This window comes from Mycobacterium appelbergii (genome assembly GCF_032883035.1).
Taxonomy (GTDB): Bacteria; Actinomycetota; Actinomycetes; order Mycobacteriales; family Mycobacteriaceae; genus Mycobacterium; species Mycobacterium appelbergii.
In genome coordinates, this window is record NZ_JAMQTH010000011.1 from 114,586 (window position 1) to 133,538 (window position 18,953).

Below are 18,953 nucleotides of genomic sequence, written 5' to 3' on the forward strand. Positions count from 1 at the left end.
AGGAACGGGATTGCGATGAAACACGCTGTCACATCGGAATGGCGGGCGTTCGGCCCGGCCATGGAACTGGGCGAGGGTGCCCGCCTGATCGACGGCAGGCTACTGCTGGTCGACATCCTCGAAGGGCGCCTGCACAGCACGGAATTGCAGAACCACAAGGTCGGGCTGCTCGGCTCGCTCGAGGTTCCGTTGGGCGCGGTAGCACCCGTGGCCGGACGGCCGGGTGAGTTCATCGCCGCTGCCGGCACCGGAGTCGGTTTTCTGTCAAGCGAGTTCACATTCCACGAAATCGCGGACCTCGGCTCTGCAGCAGAAATCCCGCTGCGGGTGAATGACGGCGTGTGTGATCCGTCGGGCAGATTCTGGGCGGGGGTGATGGCCTACGAACCTTCACCGACCGTCGGGGCGCTGTACCGGGTGGACGACGATCTGACGGTGACCTGTGTGGTCGACGGACTGTCCATCCCCAACGGCCCGGCGTTCGATTCGGCGGGGACCGTGATGTATCTGGCCGACAGCACCGCCGGGGTGATCTACCGGTTCGACGTCGACGACGCCGGAGAGCTCCACAGTCGGACGGAATTCGCCAGGGTGGCCGGGTCGCCCGACGGAATGGTTGTCGACGCCGAAGGGCATGTGTGGTCGGCGATCTGGGGCGCGGGAGAAATCCACCGCTACGCGCCATCGGGTGAACTCGTGGAGGTCGTCCCGGTACCGGCGCGGCAACCGACCAGCATCGCCGTCGGCGGCGGCCGGGTGATCGTCACCTCCGCCACGGAAGGGCTGGAGTCCCCGGGACCGGACGACGGTCGGACCTTCATCGCCGACTGTGCCGTCGCGGGCCTGCCGACTGCGGCGTTCCGGCCGCAGAGTGGGAAAGCGCTGATCTGAGCCGGCCTCAGGCCGCGTCGTGGAACACCAGCCCGAGGGTATGGCGCTCACCCGACCGGATCGCCGACACCCCGTGCCGCACCGGCGCCGCCGACCAGCCGCGAGCGGAGCGGACCGGTCGGTCGCGCGTGGTGAACAGATAACCGTGGCCGTGGGGCAGCAGGGTGGCGGTGCCACGGGACTGGGCCCGAGGTCGTTGTTCGACGAGCAGGAACTCGCCACCGGTGTGGTCGATTCCGGGCCGGTTCAGGTTGATCACCACCTGCAGTGGGAAGACGAGCTCCCCGTAGAGGTCGCGGTGCAGCGCGTTGCAGTCGTTCTCGCGGTACCGCAGCAGAATCGCGGTCGAGCGGGTTTGTCCTGCGCGGTGGCACATCTGGAGCCACTCGTCCAACGTGTCCGGCCACGGCGCCGCGCGGCCGAGTTTGTCCGACCAGTCCCGCGCGATCGGCAGCAGCCGCGGATACAGCGCCTGCTTGAGTTCCTCGATGGGCTCGGGGTACGGCGCGCGGAAGTATCGGTACTCGCCTTCGCCGAACCGGTGCCTGCTCATGTCGATGGTGCTGCGGAACCTGTCGTCATCGGTGTACATCGCTTGCAGCTGCGCGGTTTCGGCGTCGGTCAACAGCCGCGGCAGCAACGCACCGCCGTACCCGTTGACCTCAGCGGTGATGGCTTCCCAGTCACCGGAGTCCACGCGCTTGCGCCATCGATCGCTCATGCGGCCTGCTCCAGGTTCAGCAGGGTGGTCTTTGCTGCCAGCCCACCGATGTACCCGCCGAGGGTGCCGTCGGTGCGCAGCACGCGGTGGCAGGGCACCACGACCGGCAGCGGGTTCGTGGCACACGCCGTGCCCACGGCGCGAACGGCTTTGGGATTCCCGACGATCTGGGCGACGGTCTTGTAGGACTCGGTGCGCCCGTAGGGGATGTGTGAGAGCTGGCGCTGCACCACCTGCCGGAATCCACTGGACAGCGAATAGTCCAACGGCAGATCGAACTGGCGGCGCCGGCCTGCGAAATACTCCTCGATCTCGCGTGCTGCGGCGTCCAGACGCTGCGGGGCACGCAGCACGCGCGGGCTCAGGCTGCCTGCCAGGGAAGCCAGCACGGCGTCGTGGTCTTCGACGTCGTAGGCCACCCGGACAAGACCGATCTCGGTCGCGGCCAACAGCAGTGACCCGACCGGGGTATCGATGGTCGTGTAGGCGATGTCCAGCAGACCTTCGGCGGCCGCGGCCTCTTCGAGCCTGCGGTGCAGACGGGCAAGGGTGTCGTTCATCGGTGCGCTTCTTTCAGGAGGGCGTCCGGATATGTGGTTCGTAGGGTGGCGATTCCGTCGGATGCGGCCTTGCGGACCGCTGCGGTGGTACCGCCGACGATCGCCGCGACCTCGGTGTACGGCAGCCCGACGAGATAGTGGTAGGCGATGGCTTGGCGTTGCTTGGGCGGCAGCGCTCTCACCGCATCGGACAAGTCGTCGTCGGCCGGTCCCGGCACTCCGATCGAGGAGGGGCGATCGGGCACCGCGCTCACCGCGACCGCGTCGCGTTGGCGCGCGCGGATGATGTCGACGGACTTGCGGTGGGCGATGGTGACCAGCCACGCCTGGATGTTGGCGTCCTCGGGGAGCTGCGGATATGCGCGTAACGCGGCCAGGAAGGTCTCCGACCATGCGTCCTCGGCGTCGCTGGGGCCGACCACGAAGGTGCACATCCGCAGCACGGTCGCGCCGTGCTTGTCGACGATGCTCTCGAACGGTGCCTTCATGTGCATCGAGGTTCCATGAGCCTGCTCCTTACCCGCGGTGAGTTACTTTCACCCTGTAGACGCGCGGGCGCTCCCGAATGTGAGCCGCAGGCCGAAATTGGACGGTTCTATCCAGGTGGGGCGAAGAATTCCAGGGCGATGCCGTCAGGGTCGCGGAAGCTCAGACCCGAGCCATAGTGGGCGTCGACGATGCCGCCGTGCGCGATGCCGAGTTCATCGAGCCGCGCCTGCCATGCGACCAGGGCGTCGCGGTCAGCGCAACCGAACCCGACGTGGTCAAGCCCGGCGCGTAGTGCGGTGAACGTTTCGTCCGCGACGTCGCGATCGTGCTCGTGGATGCCGAACAGTGTCCCGCCGTCGAGCGCCCACACCACGTGCCGGAAGCCGGCGTCGGTGTGTTCGTCCAGGACCGGGTCGGCACCGATCAGGGCGCGGTACCACGGTGCGCTGACCCCGAGGTCGGTGACGGTGACTGCGACGTGATTGAGCGACGGAAATTCCATGACAACCTCCACTGTCTCAGACGACGCGCCTGCCGTGGCGTGCCCTGGTCCGCATGTCCCACAAGTAGAGCTGATAGCCCAGCAGCCACACCTCCCGGGGGATGACCCGGTCGGCGACACGCAGGCTTTTCAGCAGCCAGTCGAAGCGGCGCTGTTGCGCCCCGCTCCACGGTAGCTGCATGTGCGCGCGGAACTCCGCGGGTAAGAACCCGGCGGTGGCGAACAGGTTGAAGCGTCCGGCCAACAGTCGCAGCGGCGCGGGCAGGAACGCCATCGCAGCCACCCCGTGGAGGTGTTCGCGCACCGGTGGGTCGATCCGTAGGTTCTCCAGCGAGCGTTTCCAGTACTCGTCGAAGGCGCGTCGGTCTGCAGGCCACATGCCGTCGCGCACCTGCAGGGTGGTGCCCAGAGTGCGGGCGTCGGCGTAAATCGCGTCGGCGGACGCGTCGTCGAGCGGGCCGTAGAGAAACTCGTGCATATCGACGTAATACCGGTACAGGCAGGCCGCCACCCACAGCTGCAACTGTGGATCGAATGCGTTGTAGGGCACCGGGCTTGATGCGCCCGAGCGGACCTGGGCGTGTGCCTTGTCGACTGCGGAGCGGATCAGTGCGCGATCGGCATCGGTGCCCATGGTGGCCGCTGCGAGATATGTTCCGGTGGTGCGGGCCCGCTTGAAGGGGTGCTTGTAGACATTGCCGCTGTCGACCGGGCTCTCCAGCACGCCGTATCCGACACCGGGCGAGGACAGTTGCATGATGACATTGGCCGCGGGCAGCAGTACCGCGGCCGGGTTGAGCAGATCGACAACCCTGCGTGGCCGCCGCGGTGGACCCAGCCTCATATCTTCGAGTATCGCAGTCCGGCGGTGGCGGCGGAGGCGGTTACCGGCGCCGTCCGTAGCGGTCCTCGAGCTTCTCCTCGGTGGTGAGCGGCGCGGTCGGGGTCGGCTCACGCACCGCGCGTTCCCGTCGACGTTGCTTGATCTCGGCGAAGATGAAGTAGCCCAACCCGATCGGGGCGACGATGCCGAACGCGATCCACTGGATGCCGTAGGACAGGAACGGCCCGGCGTCGAGATGGGGCAGCGACAGCACCCCGAGCCCGCCGGGCTGATCGGCGACCAACTGCAGATACGAGCCGGCCAGCGGCACCCCGGTCACGGTCGAGATCTGGCCGGGATTGATCGAGTAGACCTGCTGTGCGCCTTCTGCGCGGAACGGTTCCTTACCGATCGCGACGGCTTCCGGATCGCGCAGGCGGGCGGTGATCGTCACCGGATCTCGCGGTGCGTCGGAGACCGGCGGCACCGCCGTCCCCTGCTCCGGCAGCACGTAGCCGCGGTTGACCAGCACGACGGGGCCGCCGTCGACCGCGAACGGGGTCAACACCTCATAGGCGGGGTTGCCGTCGACCACCCGCAGCCGCGCGAGCACCTGGGCCTCGGGCAGATAGTGCCCGGCGGCGGTGACCCGTCGCCACTGTGCGTCGGGGGCGGCCGAATCCTGATGTGGCAGCACGCTGGTCACGGATACGGGCTCGGCCGTCAGGGAATCGGCGATCTGGTTGTTCTCGCGTGAGGTCTTGGTGTTCTTGCCCAGCTGCCACGGCGCCAGCACGGTGAAGCACAGGTACGCGAACGCGATCACCACGACGAACAGCGCCAACCACTGTGGCCGGAACAGGAACGCCAGACGTCGCATCAGCGGGTCCGGTCCGCCAGGGCGGCATCGACCCAGTCATGCAGACCGGGCAGTGCCGCCTCGATCACGGTGAAGACGTCCTCGAAGTCGGACCGGGCGCCGTAGTAGGGATCCTCGACATCGGGGGTGTGGGCCCCTGACCGGGGGTCGAAGGCGCGCAGCATCCGCAGCCGGTCGGGCTCGACACCGAGATCTCGCAGGATGCGGACGTGGTTGCGGCCGAGCGCGACGACCAGGTCAGCACCGAGGTGGTCATCGCAGACCTGAGCGGCACGGTGGGCACTCGGATATCCGCGGTCCTGGAGGACCAGGCAGGCCCGCTCGTCGGCACCGTCGCCGGCGTGCCAGCCACCGGTGCCGGCACTGGTCACCCGGACCAGTTCGCTCAGGCCCCGTTCGCTGATCTGGTGGGCGAACATCTTCTCGGCCATCGGTGACCGGCAGATGTTGCCCGAGCAGACAAACGTCACATGCAGCTCAGGCTGATTCCCCGGTCGCTTCGCGCCTGCCCGCCGGTCAGACACCGAGCACCTCGCGCAGCTCCGCCATGGTCGACACGTGGGCCAGTGCGGCGACTGATCCGGGCTCCGCAAAGTCGGCTGCACCGTAGCCCCAGCCGACCACCACGGTCCCGATGCCGTGTTCGGCGGCGCCCTCGACGTCGTGGGAGCGGTCGCCGACCATCAGCATCTGCTGCGGCAGTGGCTCCAGCTGGGCCAGCGCGCGTGCCACCACGGCGGCCTTGGTGGCACGCGAGCCGTCGGGACTGGCCCCGGCGATCACCTCGAAGTAGCCGTCCAAGCCGAAATGGGTCAGGATCCGGCGCGCGGTGGGCTCGGCCTTCGAGGTGGCCACTGCCAGCCGCACCCCGGCCGTGCTCAGGTCGCTCAGCAGGGCGGGAATGCCGTCGAACAGGCTGTTCATCTCCCAACCGCGGCTGACGTAGTCGGCGCGATAGGCGGCGATGGCGGCGTCGGCGTGTTCGCCGAGGCCGAGTCCGTGCAAGGTGTGGTGCATGGGTGGTCCGACGATCAGGCCGGCGAGATCACCGTCGGGCACCTCGGCGCCGACTGACCGCAGCGCGTGGCAGAAGCTGGACACGATGCCGGCGGCCGAGTCGGTCAGCGTGCCGTCGAGGTCGAACAGCACCAACTGCGGGCGGGTCTGCAGCAGCGTGTCGGTCACAGGGCCAGTCACAACGTCGGTCACGGCCCCATTCTCCCCGATGCGCAGACCGGTCGTCCGAATGCCCGGCCAGGCGCCCGGACCACTAGTGTCGTGCTGTGGAAAGTCCAACCCGCGCGGCCGCCCGTTACCACGGTGACCAGGCAGCTTTGCCGGGCATGCTGGACTTCGCGGTCAACGTCCGCGCCGGGTCGCCGCCTGGCTGGCTGACCGAGCGGCTCACCGCACGGCTGGCCGAGCTCGGCCGCTATCCGAGCGCATCCGATGAGCGGCGCGCGGTCGAGGCCGTCGCGTCCCGACACGGCCGCGACGCGGCGCAGGTGGCGCTGCTGGCCGGCGGGGCCGAGGGCTTCGCCCTGCTGGCCGGTCTGCGGCCCAAGCTTGCGGCCTTGGTGGCACCGTCGTTCACCGAACCCGAAGCGGTGTTCGCGGCCGCCGGGATTCCGGTGCATCACGCGGTGCTGCCGCCGCCGTTCGCGCTGGCCGGGTTGGCGCGGACGCGAGGAGCAGATACACCGGGCATACCCGACGAGGCCGACCTCGTCGTGGTGGGTAATCCGACCAACCCGACCGGTGTGCTGCATCCCCGCGAACACGTCCTGGCGCTGCGCAGGCCGGGTCGGCTGGTGGTGGTCGATGAGGCATTCGCCGACGCCGTTCCGGGCGAACCCGAGTCGCTGGCCGGTGAGTCGCTGCCCGACGTGCTGGTGCTGCGCAGCCTCACCAAGACCTGGTCGCTGGCCGGGCTGCGGGTCGGGTACGCGCTGGGCGCCCCGGAGGTGCTGCACCGGTTGACCGCGCGACGTCCGCACTGGCCGTTGGGAACGCTGCAGTTGGAGGCCATCGCCGCCGCCAACGCACCGGACGCGGTCGCCGAGGCCGCCGCGGGGGCAGCCAGGCTGGCAGTGCTGCGCACCGAGATGACGGCCGCGTTGCGGGCGCTGGGCCTGCACGTGGTCGACGGCGCCGCCCCGTTCGTGCTGTTCGCGGTGCCCGATGCCGAGCTGATGCGAAAACATCTGGAAACCAAAGGCATTGCAGTGCGGCGTTGCGATACTTTCGTGGGCCTGCCGGGAAATTACCTACGCGCCGCGGTCCGGCAACAGTGGCCGGTACTGGTGGACGCCGTGACGGAGGTGCTGCAATGAGTGCGCGGTTGGCTGATGTCATCGCGGTCCTGGACGCCGCCTACCCGCCGCACCTGGCGCACGACTGGGATTCGGTCGGCCTGGTGTGCGGCGACCCCGACGAGGCGGTCGATTCGGTGACGGTCTCGGTCGACGCCACCGCCGCGGTGCTGGCCGAGGTACCCGAGCGGGGCCTGCTGCTCGCGCACCATCCGCTGCTGTTGCGTGGGGTGGACACCGTGGCCGCCAGCACCGCCAAAGGGGCGCTGATCCACCAGCTGATCCGGACCGGGCGGGCGTTGTTCACCGCACACACCAATGCCGACTCGGCCTCGCCCGGGGTATCTGATGCGCTCGCCGAATCGCTCGGGCTGACCGTGGAGAGCGTGCTGTCGCCGGTGCACGCGGGCCCCGACCTGGACAAATGGGTGGTGTACGTGCCTGCGGCCGACGCGTCGACGGTCCGGGACGCATTGTTCGCCGCCGGCGGCGGCCAGATCGGGGACTACTCGCACTGCAGTTGGAGCGTCACCGGGACAGGGCAGTTCCTGCCCCACGACGGCGCGACGCCGACCATCGGCCAGGTCGGCTCCGTTGAACAGGTGTCCGAGGACCGGATCGAGGTGATCGCACCGGCCCGGCTGCGCGCCCGCATCCTGGCCGCACTGCAGGCGGCACACCCCTACGAGGAGCCTGCGTTCGACATCATCGCCCTGGCGCCCATCCCGGGAGATGTCGGGATCGGCCGGGTTGGATCGTTGCCCGAACCAGAGCCGTTGTCGGCGTTCGTATCCCGGGTGTGCCAGGCGTTGCCGGGCACGTCATGGGGGGTGCGGGCCGCTGGTGATCCGGAGGCCATGGTCTCGCGCGTGGCGGTGTGCGGGGGCGCAGGTGACTCTCTGCTCGGCACCGTCACCTCGGCCGGTGTCCAGGCCTACGTGACCTCCGACCTGCGGCACCACCCGGCTGACGAGCACCGCAGGTCCTCTGCGGTGGCGCTCGTCGATGTCGCTCATTGGGCCAGTGAATTTCCATGGTGCGCGCAAGCGGCGGATCTGCTGCGCGCACAATTCGGCGACGCGTTGCCGGTGCGGGTCTGCACAGTTCGCACCGATCCGTGGAACGTCGACAGCGCAATGTAGGACGAGGCAAGGACAAGGCTAGGAAATCGATGAAAGCTGAAGTAAACCAGCAGCGTTCGCTGCTCGCATTGACCGAGGTCGATGCGGAGCTGGCGCGCCTGGCGCATCGTGCCAAGCATCTGGCCGAGCAGCAGCGCCTGGATGAGGCGCAGGCAGAACACGCGGCCGCCAACGACAAGCTGGCCGTACTGGGCATCGCGTTGGAGGACCTCGGCGCCCAGGTGACGAAGTTCGAGACCGAGATCGACTCGGTGCGCCAGCGCGAGGATCGGGACCGCGCGCTGCTCGACGACGGCTCGGTGGGTGCCAAGCAGGTCACCGAAATCCAGCACGAGCTGGAGACTCTGCAGCGGCGTCAGTCCAGCCTGGAGGATTCGTTACTCGAAGTGATGGAGCGACGCGAGGAACTGCTCGCGACGCAGGGCGAGGAGCTGCGTCACATCGACGAGCTGCAGACCGCGCTCAGCGAGGCTCAGCACGCGCGCGATGCCGCGCTGGTGGAAATCGACCAGACGCGGCATCAGAGCGCCACCCGCCGGGATGCCCTGGTGGACGCGATCGATGCCGAGTTGGTTGCGCTCTACGAACGGCAGCGGGCACGCGGTGGGGCCGGTGCCGGGCTGCTGCAAGGGCGCCGCTGCGGTGCGTGCCGCATCGAGATCGACCGCGGCGAGCTGGCCCGCATCTCGGCGGCGGCCGATGACGACGTGTTGCGCTGCCCGGAGTGCGGAGCGATCCTGTTGCGGGTCACACCGTGAAGGTGATTGTCGAGGCCGACGGCGGGTCCCGCGGTAACCCGGGGCCTGCCGGGTATGGCGCGGTGGTGTTCACCGCCGACCACGCGGTGGTGCTCGCCGAACGCAAAGAATCCATCGGCCGCGCCACCAACAATGTCGCCGAGTACCGCGGCCTGATCGCGGGTTTGGAAGCCGCCGCCGCCCAGGGCGCCACCGATGTTGCGGTATCGATGGATTCGAAGCTGGTGGTGGAGCAGATGACCGGCCGCTGGCGGGTCAAACACCCCGACCTGGTGGTCTTACGGCAGGAGGCCGCTGAGCTGGCCGCCGGATTCGATCACATCAGCTACAGCTGGATTCCACGGGCACGCAACAGCCATGCCGATCGACTGGCCAACGAGGCGATGGACGCCGCGGCCGAGGCTCTCCACGACGCTCCCGTTGTCACCGCCGTCGAGAAGGCGGTTGAAAAACCGGCCCCGGCGCCGGCCCCGGTCGGCTGGACCGGGGCGGTTGGCGCGCCCACCCGGCTGTTGCTGCTACGCCACGGCCAGACCGAATTGTCCGTCGAACGGCGCTATTCCGGCCGTGGCAACCCCGCACTGACCCAGGAAGGTCGCCGTCAGGCCGATGCCGCGGCACGGTATCTCGGTGCCCTCGGCGGGGTTGCCGCGGTGGTGACCTCTCCGCTACAGCGGGCCTATGACACCGCCGCGGCGGCGGCCAAGGCGCTCGGGCTCGATGTCGTCGTCGACGATGACCTGATCGAAACCGACTTCGGCGAGTGGGAAGGTCTGACGTTCGCCGAAGCGGCCCAACGCGATCCGGAGTTGCACCGGCGCTGGTTGCGGGACACCGCGATCGAGCCGCCCGGTGGGGAGTCATTCGACACCGTGGCACACCGGGTGCAGCGCGCGCGCGATCGAATCATCGCCGAACACGGCGCGGCCACAGTACTGGTGGTGTCGCACGTGACCCCGATCAAGACCATGCTGAGGCTGGCATTGGACGCCGGAGAAGGCATCTTGTACCGGTTGCACCTCGATCTGGCGTCGCTGTCGATCGCGGAGTTCTATTCCGACGGCGCCTCGTCGGTGCGGCTGGTCAACCAGACCGCGTACCTGTAAGTCAGGCGTGCAGGTGTAGCTGTTCGCCGTGGGGGCCGAAGATGGTGATCGCCTCGACGGGACCGTCCACCACTCCGAACCAGTGTGGTGTCCACGTCGAAAACTCCACGGCTTCACCGGGTTTGACGATGAAGTCCTGGTCTCCGAGCAGCAGTCGCAGTTGCCCGGACAGCACGTACATCCAATCCCGGCCCTCATGAACCGGCCGTTCGGCTGGTGGCTTGCGGCGCCGCGCACTGATCCGGATCTTGTAGGCGTGCAGCCCGCCCGCGGGCCCATTCCGGGTCAGCGGCCAGTAGGTGATGTCGTGGTGCGTGTGTGAGCTGCCTTTGACCCGTGGGTCTTCGGCCTGTGGCGTGCTCAATAGTTCGTCGGTGGTGACCGAAAGCGCGGTCGCCAATCGGGGGAGATGATCGAGTGCGAGCCTGCGCTTGCCGGATTCGAGCCGACTCAGCGTCGACACGTCGATCTGCGCCCGCGTCGCCACATCCTCCAGCGTCAGTCCACGCTGCTGCCGCAACTCGCGCAACCGCCGCCGGGCCAGTGCGTCGACGTTCTCTTCGTCCGCGGATTTTGCCTGCATGGCAAATCAGCTTGGCACTTTTGGCCTGCTTCGGCAAGCTTGGGGCATGGACAACGCATGGGATTGCATCATCGTGGGAGGCGGCGCCGCCGGTCTGAGTGCGGCACTGGTATTGGGCCGGGCCCGCCGCCGGGTTCTGTTGGTCGATGCGGGTAACCAGAGCAACCTGGCTGCGCACGGCATCGGTGGCCTGCTCGGGAACGACGGGCGTCCGCCCGCCGAGCTCTACGCGAGGGGCCGCGCCGAGTTGGCGGCGTATCCGACCGTGGAGGTGCGCAGCGGTGAAGTTGTGCACGGGGAAACGGGTTTCACCCTGAAGCTGGCCGACGGCGCCGTCGAGCGGGCCCGGGCCGTGCTGCTGGCCACCGGAATGGAGTACCGGCCGCCGAAGATCAAGGGCCTTGACGAACTGTGGGGCGGTTCGGTCTTTCACTGCCCCTTCTGCCACGGTTGGGAATTGCGTGACGCACCGCTGGCCGTGGTGGCTCGGGGGGATCGCGCCGTGCATTCGGCTTTGTTGCTGCGCAGTTGGACCGAAGACCTGGTGGTTCTCACCGACGGGTCCGACGGTCTCGATGACGCACAGCTCAAACAACTGGACGCCGCAGGAATCGGCGTGGACGATCGCTCGGTCGCCCAATTCGTCTCGCGTGACGGCGAATTGACGGCGGTTGAGTTCACCGACGGCAACCGCTTGCCGCGGCGCGGCGCGTTGGTGGCCACCACGCTGCACCAGCGCTCGCCGCTCGCGGCGCAACTCGGCGCGATCACCGCACCCGGGCCCTTGGCGGTGAATTCCGTCGCCGTCGACCCGCTCGGGCGTACCTCGGTGCCGGGCCTGTTCGCCGCGGGTGACCTCAGCTCCCAGATGCCGCAGGTCGCTGCGGCGGTCGCCTCGGGCAGTGCCGCGGGAGCTGCCGTCGTGCAGACGCTGCTTGCCGACGATGTCGGACTGCCGGTGCCGCCGTGGCCCACCGAGGTGCTGTCGGCTGCCGAGTACTGGGAACGGCATTACGGGCAACGCGAACGCATCTGGAGCGGACGCGTCAACGCCCAGCTCGAGAACGTGGTCGGCGACCTACCCGCCGGGCGGGTGCTGGATCTCGGCTGCGGAGAGGGCGGCGACGCCGTGTGGTTCGCCGAACACGGCTGGCAGGTCACCGCCGTGGACATCTCGGAGACCGCGCTCAAACGTGCGGCCGCCGAAGCGCAGGCGCGGGGAGTGGGTGATCGCATCACGTTCGAACGGCACGACTTGTCGGAAACCTTCCCGGCAGGCACCTTCGATCTGGTTTCGGCCCAGTTCCTGCACTCCACGGTCCGTCTGGAGCGCCCGCAGATCCTCGCCAACGCGGCGCGGGCCGTGGCGCCGGGTGGGCGCTTCGTGATCGTGGACCATGGGGCGATGCCGTCATGCGCGACGAATGTGCCGCATGATCACCCGTTCCCGAGTGCCGAGGAAGTGCTCGCCGGGCTGGATCTGCCGACTGCCGACTGGGACCGGGAAAGGGTCGAGACCATCGACCGCCAGGCCACCTGGCCGGACGGTCAGCAGGTGACCTTGGCCGACAACGTGATGGTTCTCCGGCGTAAGGCCTGATTCGGCGGGTGGTCGTCGCAAGTTGCCTCATGTCAAGATGCGCGCGAAGGGCGGTTCGTTGCCTCACGTGAACGTGCGCGCTTGGTGACTGGAGCGGGGATGCCGTCGGCGGCTTTGCTGGTGGCCAGGGTGAAGAGCTGGGTGGTCAACGCCTGGATTTGGCGTTGGGTGGCGGCTGGATTGATCAGCGAGTAGGTCCGCTTAATCGCCACGATGCGCTCCACGGTCATGCTCGTGTGGTCGACCGCGCGGTGAAGTGGGGTGGTGGCCTTGTCGTGTTTCCTGGAGACCTTGGCCCCCGTGCGGACTTTGGATAGCAGCTTCTGCTGTGGGTGGAAGTAATTGGTCAGCTTCGACTGTAGTTGCCAGATCTCGTTGAGTAGCAACAATTCTGACGCGGTGTCGTAGCGGTAGTAGCCGACCACGGTGCGGACCACCGACCAGTTCTTTTGCTCGACGTGGCAGCCGTCGTTCTTGTTGCCTGGCCGTGACCGGGTGAAGGTGATGCTGCGGCCTTGGCACCATGCCAGCAGGTCGTCGTTGATGAATTCCGATCCGTTGTCGGAGTCCACGCCCAGGATCGGGAACGGCATCGCGGCGGCGATGTGATTGAGGGCAGCCAGTACCTGTTTAGCCGTCCTGTCGGGTATTGAGCGGTTCTCGGTCCAGCCGGTGGCAATGTCGGTAACCGTCAGCGTGAAGGCATGACCCCCGCCACGATTGCCGCCGTCGTGAAAGACCGTGTCGATCTCGACGAACCCGGGCACGGCGTCATCCCATTCGGCCCAAGTACGCACCGGGATCTGACTTTTGAGCAGCGACCCCGGCTTGGTGCCCCCACGTCCTCTGATCTTGTATTTGGCACGTTCCTCGGCCAGGCGGCGATCGATGGTGGCTGCCGACATCGACACCAGCAGTGCCGCGGTCTCGTCGCTGATCACCAGCTCCCGAAAGTGGCGCAGCACGGCCACGAGCTCTGCGAGCATGGGTGCGAGCCGTTTGCCGGCCGGCATTCCCAGCACCGTCCAGCAGACTGTCAACGCCGCGATGACCTCGGGTCCATACTTCGCAGGACGAGGACCGCGCGCAGCAACGACCTTCGGCTGCAGCGCGGCTTTGAGCACCTTGCGGGCGTGGTTTCGGTGCCAGCCGGTGTTGGCACACAACTCATCGAGAATCCGACTCTTCTCGTGTTTACTTGCCAGCTGGTAGCGGGTCGCAGCCGCCTCGGTGATTGCTCTGCGCTGTGCCAACGTCAACCCCATCCACTGGGCCTACGCGCGCACTTTCAATGAGGCAACGAATCACCGTTTCACGCGCATTTTTGATGAGTCAACGCGGTCGGTGGTGTGTGGCATACTCGAACACATGTTCGATCCGAGTGGGTTGGTGCAGGTCGACCCCGATGCCGACGAGTCGGCGTTACTGCTGCGGATCGCCCAGTTGGAGCAGGTGAAGTCCGCGGCCGCCGCCGGGCAGGCCCGCGCGGCGGCCCGGCTGGATGCCACCCGCCGGGCCCGGGAGGCCGCCGCCGGGGTACCGGCAGCCAAACGCGGCCGCGGGCTGGCCGGTGAGGTGGCCCTGGCCCGGCAGGATTCGCCCAACCGCGGCGGTCAGCACCTGGGGTTGGCCAAGGCGTTGATCCTGGAAATGCCCCACACCCTGGCCGCGCTGGAAGCCGGGGTGCTCTCGGAATGGCGGGCCACCCTGCTGGTGCGGGAGTCGGCGTGTCTGGACGTCGAGGACCGCCGCACCCTCGATGCCGAGATGTGCGCCGAGCTCACCGCCCTGGCCGGCATGGGCGATCAGCGGCTGGTGGCCAGGGCCAAGACCATCGCCTATCGGCTGGATCCACACGCGGTGGTGGCGCGGGCCGCCAACGCCGTGCAGGACAGCCGGGTGACGATCCGCCCGGTGCCCGATTGCATGGCCCGGGTGACGGTGTTGTTGCCCATGGCCCAGGGGGTGGCGGTCTATGCCGCCGCACACCAGGAAGCCAACCGCTGCGGGGACGGCCGGTCGCGGGGGCAGGTGATGACCGACACCATCTTCGAACGGGTCACCGGCCGGCCCGCGCCGGTGCCGGTGCCGGTCGCGGTGAACCTGGTGATCTCGGATCAGACCCTGCTCGGCGGCGACGACAGCCCGGCCGTGGTCGACGGCTACGGCCCGGTCCCGGCGCAGGTGGCCCGCGAGTTGGTCAGCGACGCGGTCACCGATGCGCGCTCGCGGGCCACCCTGCGCCGGCTTTATCGTCATCCGGGGTCGGGGGCGTTGGTGGCGATGCAGTCGCGGGCCCGGAGGTTTCCCACGGCGCTGGCCATGTTCATCCGGTTGCGTGATCAGACCTGTCGCACCCCCTACTGTGATGCCCCGATCCGGCACACCGATCACGCCCGACCCGCTGCCCGGGGCGGGGCGACCAGTGCGCTCAACGGGTTGGGATTGTGTGCACAGTGCAACTACACCAAAGAAGCACCGGGCTGGCGGGTACACACCTTCGACGACAACGGCACCCACACCGCCCTGTTCGTCACCCCCACCGGGGTGGTGTACCGATCCACCGCACCACCACCACCGGGCACCGTGGACATGTACCACAGCCAGACCGAACTACGACTGGCCACCGAATTCGCCCTACCCCACGCGGCTTAGGGTACGGTGATCTGCGCGAACGAGTTGGCCAGGCGGCCGCGGAGCCCAGTTTTCTGGGCGTCGAGGAAAGTCCGGACTTCATAGAGCAGGGTGATTGCCAACGGCAATCCGAGGTGACTCGCGGGAAAGTGCCACAGAAAACAGACCGCCAGCAATGGTAAGGGTGAAACGGTGCGGTAAGAGCGCACCAGCATCCCGGGTGACCGGGATGGCTAGGCAAACCCCACCCGAAGCAAGGCCAAGAAGGCTGCAACCTGGTTGCGGCCGCGCAGGCGTCCGAGGGTTGCTCGCCCGAGTCTGCGGGTAGGCCGCTTGAGGCACCCGGTGACGGTGTGTCCAGATGGATGGTCGCCGCTTCGCTGCCAGTCATGGCGGTGAAGAACAGAATCCGGCTTATCGGCCAACTCGTTCGCCTTGCGCCTAGTGGCTTTTGCGCACCGCCTTACGCAACCGCTTGAGTGCCTCGTCGAGTTGTGCGCGTGAGCGCTCCGCGAGATCGTCCTCCTGCTGGTACAGCAGACCGTAGGTGAAGGTGTCCTCGCCGGCGCCGTATGCGGTTTCGGCCTGTGTGCGTAAGTGGGTCCGGCTCACCACGCTGTCCTGGTGGTCGCCCAGAAGCGTCTGGAGGGATTTGGCCCGGTCCGCCACCTTCGCGGCGCCGGTGGCGGCCGCCGTGTAGCGAAGACGCTTGGCGCCCTTGCGGATTCGGTGCAGGGCCTCGTCATGATCGGCGTTCTCCGGCTGGGCCGCCTCGTCGGCGGCCTTGGCGGCCTTGCGAACCCGTTTGTATGCCGCGTCGATCGTCACCGGCGGGTGATCCTCACCCGGCTGCGCGGTCGACTCAGCCGTGATCAACGCCTCCAACGCATCGAGCAGGCGGAAGTAGCGCTGAGAACGCATCGCCAGCAGTGACCGCCGCAGACCGGCCTCATAGCGCCTCTTGGCGCCGTCGACCAGGCGCTCCCGAATCGGCCCACGCACAAGTTCGGGCGCCAACTCGTCGAGGGCACGCTCGTAGCGCTCGGCCAGTACCTCGGCGTCGCGCGCCACACCGAGTACGCCCGCCAGGGTCCGCAGCTCGTCGAGGATCCAGCCGTCGTCGGCGAGCCCGAATGAGTCCGCCGACTCCTGCAGCAGACTGCGGATCTTTCGCGTCGTCACCCGCATCTGGTGCACGGCGTCATCGCCGTCGGCGCGCACGGCCCGATCCCAGGCCAGTAGCTGGGCAACCTGCTCGGCGATCGCACGGTGCACCGGATCCGACGGCGACGGCCCTGCCTCGGCGGCCGTGCCCGCCGACTCCAGCACTTTGGCCAACTTCGAACCATGCCCCGCAGTGCGGGCCCCGGCGTCGAACAGCCGGTTGGACAGGCGGTCGAGCAGATCGGATGCGGCGTCAGCGGATACCAGTTCGAGCTCCCACTCGCGCCACTGCTGCTCGGCGCCCTCACCCTCGGTCGCTGACGCGGTGACCTGGTCGTCGCAGAACTCGGCAAGGGCTGACCCGTCATGGCCGTGGAGCAGCTCGACGGTGCGCCGCGTGGTGATGCGGGCGATCGGGGAGAGGGTGCGATCACGCACGATCGCCAGCACCGTGTCGACGAGCGCCTCCGGCACGGCGTCGTCGGTGGACCCCAGTGGGGCGCGCACCTCGGTGCGGGCATCGGGACCGGCAGGCAGCTTGAGATGCCAGCCGGCGTCGGAGCCACCGGTGCGGCGCCGCAACGTGATCCGGTGGGCGGCAAGATCACGCCCCGGCGTGTCGAAATACACAGCATCGAGTCGCTGTGATGGCGACTGATCGACCCGGGCCACTGCGGACAACCCGTCGAATGAGGGCCAGACGGTTGACTCGGTTACCTCGAACTTTCGCTCCACTTCGGTGTACCTGGAAGTTTTCGGCGTGTTCGTGGCCATGCTCACCTTCATCATGCACCGGATACGGAGGACCTGAATGCCCAGCGTGCCACAGCTGAACGGACACTTCGACGCGACCGTGGGTCACGGTGCGGTCAAGACTTTCCGCGCCGCGCAAACTTCTACACGCTGATTATGAGGCGATCTCTTAGAATTGAGGTCATGGGCCGCGAAACCATATTGACGCCTACCGCGTCACGTTTGCAGGTCGAGGACTATCTGGACTCAAATGGCAACATCGCCATCCCCGAGGGCACCACCCTCATGTCGTTTTTTCCCCTCAATGTGGCCGCACTCGGCGACACACCCGCCTACCGCTATCTGGACTTCGAACGTGACGGCCAGGCCGTCGAACTGACCTGGACGCAGCTGGACGCGCGAGTGCGTGCTGTCGCGGCCCGGCTGCAGCAGGTGTCCGCGAGCGGCGACCGCGTGGCCATCCTGGCGCCCCAGGGCGTCGAGTATGTCGTTGGGTTCTTCGCCGCCATCCGGGCCGGAAACATCGCGGTGCCGCTGTTCGCCCCGGAACTTCCCGGGCACGCCGAGCGGCTGGATGCGGTGCTCGGCGACGCGGCCCCGACAGTGGTGCTCACCACCACCCCTGCGGCCGAAGCGGCGGGCGCGTTTCTGCGCAAGCTGCCCCGGTCGCGGCGACCCAGGATGATCGCCATCGATGCGGTGCCCGACTCCGTGGGCACGACGTTCACGCCCGTTCCACTCGACAGCGACGACATCGCATATCTGCAGTACACCTCCGGGTCGACCCGCATCCCCGCCGGGGTGGAGATCACCCACCGGTCGGCCTGCACCAACGTGCTGCAGATGATCCTCTCGGTCGGATTGGACTGGAACATCCGCAGCGTGAGCTGGTTGCCGCTGTTTCACGACATGGGTCTGTTGATGATCATGTTCCCTGCGCTGTGTGGCGGGGAGATCACGCTGATGTCCCCGGTGGCGTTTGTCCGGCGGCCCTATCGCTGGATCAAGGAACTCGGGGCTTCGGACCTGCCCACCTTCGCCGCGGCGCCCAACTTCGCCTTTGACCTCGCGGCGCAGCGCGGCCTCCCGCGGGCCGGGGAAACCCTCGACCTGAGCAACGTCGCCGGCCTGATCAACGGGTCTGAGCCCGTCAGCATGGCTTCGATCCAGCGGTTCAACACCGCGTTCGCGCCGTACGGTCTACCGCCCACGGCCGTCAAACCGTCGTACGGAATGGCCGAGGCCACGTTGTTCGTCTCGACGATCGCCCCGGATGCCCAGCCCCGCGCGGTACACGTCGACCGCGAACAATTGGGCGCGGGCCGGGCCGTGGTGGTGCCGGCCGAGAATCCCGGCGCGGTGCCGCAAGTGTCGTGCGGGAAAGTCGCCCGCAGCCAATGGGCGGTGATCGTCGCTCCCGACACCGATGCGGAGCTGCCGGACGGTCACGTCGGTGAAATCTGGCTGCACGGCGACAATGTCGGTCGGGGATATTGGCGTCGCAGCAGTGAAACGGAAGTCGCGTTCCACAACAAGCTGCAATCGCGACTGCCCGAGCGCAGCCATGCTCAGGGGGCGCCGGAGAGCGGGGCGTGGTTCCGCACCGGCGACCTCGGCATGTACCTCGACGGCGACCTCTATATCACCGGGCGGGTCAAGGACATGGTCATCATCGATGGCCGCAACCACTATCCGCAGGACCTGGAAGCGACCGCGGCCGAGGCTTCCCAGGGCGTGCGGCCGGGTTTCGTTGCGGCGTTCTCGGCGCCGACCTCGCCGGGCGACGGCAGGGGCGAACGGCTCGTCATCGTCGCAGAACGCGCGCCCGGGGCCGGGCGGGCCGACCCGGAGCCAATCACCGACGCGATCCGCGCCGCGATCTCCAAGCGGCACGCGGTCGCGGTGTCGGACATCAGACTTGTTGCGGCGGGTTCGATTCCCCGTACCACCAGTGGAAAGTTGGCCCGGCGCGCCTGCCAACGGCAGTATTTGTCGGAACTGTGACAACCGGGTGCGCGGCCAGTTGAGCAGGCCG

General features: G+C 67.9%; 19 protein-coding genes and 1 other RNA gene. 9 read left to right on the plus strand and 11 right to left on the minus strand.

The features are described 5' to 3' along the window. Window positions 1-15: 15 nt before the first annotated feature. A complete protein-coding gene (locus M1247_RS24355; protein WP_317158970.1) occupies window positions 16-891 on the plus strand; it encodes an SMP-30/gluconolactonase/LRE family protein in 876 nt (291 codons plus the stop codon). Window positions 892-898: 7 nt separating this feature from the next. Here the strand turns inward: M1247_RS24355 and M1247_RS24360 are convergent, their stop codons facing one another. The 8 genes from M1247_RS24360 to M1247_RS24395 all read right to left on the minus strand — a co-directional run bounded on the left by M1247_RS24360 (window position 899) and on the right by M1247_RS24395 (window position 6,051). Further along, the gene (locus M1247_RS24360; protein ID WP_317158971.1) at window positions 899-1,612 is read right to left on the minus strand and encodes a 2OG-Fe(II) oxygenase; all 714 of its coding nucleotides are present in this window, start codon (window positions 1,610-1,612) and stop codon (window positions 899-901) included. Beyond that, a complete protein-coding gene (locus tag M1247_RS24365; protein ID WP_317158972.1) occupies window positions 1,609-2,172 on the minus strand; it encodes a methylated-DNA--[protein]-cysteine S-methyltransferase in 564 nt (187 codons plus the stop codon). Before M1247_RS24365 ends, M1247_RS24360 begins: the two co-directional genes overlap by 4 nt. Next, window positions 2,169-2,660 carry an RNA polymerase sigma factor gene (locus M1247_RS24370; RefSeq protein WP_317158973.1) on the minus strand — a complete coding sequence of 164 codons (492 nt, stop codon included), beginning with the start codon at window positions 2,658-2,660 and terminating at the stop codon, window positions 2,169-2,171. The genes M1247_RS24365 and M1247_RS24370 overlap by 4 nt, the downstream gene beginning before the upstream one ends. Before the next feature lie 107 nt (window positions 2,661-2,767). Beyond that, window positions 2,768-3,163 carry a VOC family protein gene (locus M1247_RS24375; RefSeq protein ID WP_317158974.1) on the minus strand — a complete coding sequence of 132 codons (396 nt, stop codon included), beginning with the start codon at window positions 3,161-3,163 and terminating at the stop codon, window positions 2,768-2,770. Between the two features lie 16 nt (window positions 3,164-3,179). Further along, the gene (locus tag M1247_RS24380) at window positions 3,180-4,007 is read right to left on the minus strand and encodes an oxygenase MpaB family protein (RefSeq protein ID WP_317158975.1); all 828 of its coding nucleotides are present in this window, start codon (window positions 4,005-4,007) and stop codon (window positions 3,180-3,182) included. A gap of 40 nt (window positions 4,008-4,047) precedes the next feature. Then, window positions 4,048-4,866, minus strand: coding sequence for an SURF1 family cytochrome oxidase biogenesis protein (locus M1247_RS24385; protein WP_317158976.1), 819 nt, complete (start codon window positions 4,864-4,866; stop codon window positions 4,048-4,050). Continuing rightward, a complete protein-coding gene (locus M1247_RS24390) occupies window positions 4,866-5,390 on the minus strand; it encodes a low molecular weight protein-tyrosine-phosphatase (protein ID WP_317158977.1) in 525 nt (174 codons plus the stop codon). The genes M1247_RS24385 and M1247_RS24390 overlap by 1 nt, the downstream gene beginning before the upstream one ends. Next, window positions 5,383-6,051 carry an HAD-IA family hydrolase gene (locus tag M1247_RS24395; RefSeq protein ID WP_317159117.1) on the minus strand — a complete coding sequence of 223 codons (669 nt, stop codon included), beginning with the start codon at window positions 6,049-6,051 and terminating at the stop codon, window positions 5,383-5,385. The genes M1247_RS24390 and M1247_RS24395 overlap by 8 nt, the downstream gene beginning before the upstream one ends. A gap of 98 nt (window positions 6,052-6,149) precedes the next feature. On the opposite strand from M1247_RS24395, the gene cobC reads away from it, so the two are divergent. From cobC to M1247_RS24415, 4 genes are read left to right on the plus strand one after another with little or no spacing between them, the layout of a single operon-like run. Next, entirely contained in the window at window positions 6,150-7,199 is a 1,050-nt protein-coding gene (cobC, locus tag M1247_RS24400; protein WP_317158978.1) for an Rv2231c family histidinol phosphate aminotransferase CobC, read from the plus strand. Further along, entirely contained in the window at window positions 7,196-8,320 is a 1,125-nt protein-coding gene (locus M1247_RS24405; protein ID WP_317158979.1) for a Nif3-like dinuclear metal center hexameric protein, read from the plus strand. Before cobC ends, M1247_RS24405 begins: the two co-directional genes overlap by 4 nt. Window positions 8,321-8,349: 29 nt before the next feature. Beyond that, entirely contained in the window at window positions 8,350-9,078 is a 729-nt protein-coding gene (locus M1247_RS24410; protein WP_317158980.1) for a zinc ribbon domain-containing protein, read from the plus strand. After that, window positions 9,075-10,184, plus strand: a complete 1,110-nt coding sequence (locus M1247_RS24415; RefSeq protein WP_317158981.1) for a bifunctional RNase H/acid phosphatase — start codon at window positions 9,075-9,077, stop codon at window positions 10,182-10,184. Before M1247_RS24410 ends, M1247_RS24415 begins: the two co-directional genes overlap by 4 nt. Window position 10,185: 1 nt before the next feature. On the opposite strand, the gene M1247_RS24420 is transcribed toward M1247_RS24415, so the two are convergent. Further along, entirely contained in the window at window positions 10,186-10,767 is a 582-nt protein-coding gene (locus M1247_RS24420) for a type II toxin-antitoxin system RelB family anti-toxin (RefSeq protein WP_317158982.1), read from the minus strand. A 46-nt stretch (window positions 10,768-10,813) separates the two neighbouring features. Between M1247_RS24420 and M1247_RS24425 the strand changes: the two genes are divergently transcribed. Beyond that, entirely contained in the window at window positions 10,814-12,367 is a 1,554-nt protein-coding gene (locus M1247_RS24425) for an FAD-dependent oxidoreductase (RefSeq protein WP_317158983.1), read from the plus strand. 32 nt (window positions 12,368-12,399) lie between these two features. On the opposite strand, the gene M1247_RS24430 is transcribed toward M1247_RS24425, so the two are convergent. Continuing rightward, window positions 12,400-13,632, minus strand: a complete 1,233-nt coding sequence (locus M1247_RS24430) for a DDE-type integrase/transposase/recombinase (RefSeq protein WP_317158984.1) — start codon at window positions 13,630-13,632, stop codon at window positions 12,400-12,402. A gap of 103 nt (window positions 13,633-13,735) precedes the next feature. On the opposite strand from M1247_RS24430, the gene M1247_RS24435 reads away from it, so the two are divergent. Together M1247_RS24435 and rnpB are read left to right on the plus strand one after the other, a co-directional pair. Then, complete coding sequence (locus M1247_RS24435; protein WP_317158985.1) at window positions 13,736-15,022, plus strand: HNH endonuclease; 1,287 nt, start codon at window positions 13,736-13,738, stop codon at window positions 15,020-15,022. A gap of 20 nt (window positions 15,023-15,042) precedes the next feature. After that, window positions 15,043-15,434: RNase P RNA component class A (gene rnpB / locus M1247_RS24440), an RNA gene on the plus strand. Between the two features lie 8 nt (window positions 15,435-15,442). Here rnpB and M1247_RS24445 read toward each other — a convergent pair. Then, the gene (locus M1247_RS24445) at window positions 15,443-16,939 is read right to left on the minus strand and encodes a CYTH and CHAD domain-containing protein (RefSeq protein ID WP_317158986.1); all 1,497 of its coding nucleotides are present in this window, start codon (window positions 16,937-16,939) and stop codon (window positions 15,443-15,445) included. Between the two features lie 162 nt (window positions 16,940-17,101). Between M1247_RS24445 and M1247_RS24450 the strand changes: the two genes are divergently transcribed. Next, window positions 17,102-18,922 (plus strand): fatty acyl-AMP ligase, encoded by a 1,821-nt coding sequence (locus tag M1247_RS24450; protein ID WP_317158987.1) that lies wholly within the window; start codon window positions 17,102-17,104, stop codon window positions 18,920-18,922. Window positions 18,923-18,953 lie beyond the last annotated feature (31 nt).

Excerpts from the sequence above, each read along its gene's own strand:
- M1247_RS24365 (WP_317158972.1), bottom strand. The coding sequence starts at position 2,172 with ATGAACGACACCCTTGCCCGTCTGCACCGCAGGCTCGAAGAGGCCGCG.
- M1247_RS24430 (WP_317158984.1), bottom strand. The coding sequence starts at position 13,632 with ATGGGGTTGACGTTGGCACAGCGCAGAGCAATCACCGAGGCGGCTGCG.
- M1247_RS24445 (WP_317158986.1), bottom strand. The coding sequence starts at position 16,939 with ATGGCCACGAACACGCCGAAAACTTCCAGGTACACCGAAGTGGAGCGA.
- M1247_RS24360 (WP_317158971.1), bottom strand. The coding sequence starts at position 1,612 with ATGAGCGATCGATGGCGCAAGCGCGTGGACTCCGGTGACTGGGAAGCC.
- M1247_RS24410 (WP_317158980.1), top strand. The coding sequence starts at position 8,350 with ATGAAAGCTGAAGTAAACCAGCAGCGTTCGCTGCTCGCATTGACCGAG.
- M1247_RS24425 (WP_317158983.1), top strand. The coding sequence starts at position 10,814 with ATGGACAACGCATGGGATTGCATCATCGTGGGAGGCGGCGCCGCCGGT.
- M1247_RS24380 (WP_317158975.1), bottom strand. The coding sequence starts at position 4,007 with ATGAGGCTGGGTCCACCGCGGCGGCCACGCAGGGTTGTCGATCTGCTC.
- M1247_RS24355 (WP_317158970.1), top strand. The coding sequence starts at position 16 with ATGAAACACGCTGTCACATCGGAATGGCGGGCGTTCGGCCCGGCCATG.
- M1247_RS24375 (WP_317158974.1), bottom strand. The coding sequence starts at position 3,163 with ATGGAATTTCCGTCGCTCAATCACGTCGCAGTCACCGTCACCGACCTC.
- M1247_RS24370 (WP_317158973.1), bottom strand. The coding sequence starts at position 2,660 with ATGAAGGCACCGTTCGAGAGCATCGTCGACAAGCACGGCGCGACCGTG.
- M1247_RS24450 (WP_317158987.1), top strand. The coding sequence starts at position 17,102 with ATGGGCCGCGAAACCATATTGACGCCTACCGCGTCACGTTTGCAGGTC.
- M1247_RS24435 (WP_317158985.1), top strand. The coding sequence starts at position 13,736 with ATGTTCGATCCGAGTGGGTTGGTGCAGGTCGACCCCGATGCCGACGAG.
- M1247_RS24420 (WP_317158982.1), bottom strand. The coding sequence starts at position 10,767 with ATGCAGGCAAAATCCGCGGACGAAGAGAACGTCGACGCACTGGCCCGG.
- M1247_RS24385 (WP_317158976.1), bottom strand. The coding sequence starts at position 4,866 with ATGCGACGTCTGGCGTTCCTGTTCCGGCCACAGTGGTTGGCGCTGTTC.
- M1247_RS24405 (WP_317158979.1), top strand. The coding sequence starts at position 7,196 with ATGAGTGCGCGGTTGGCTGATGTCATCGCGGTCCTGGACGCCGCCTAC.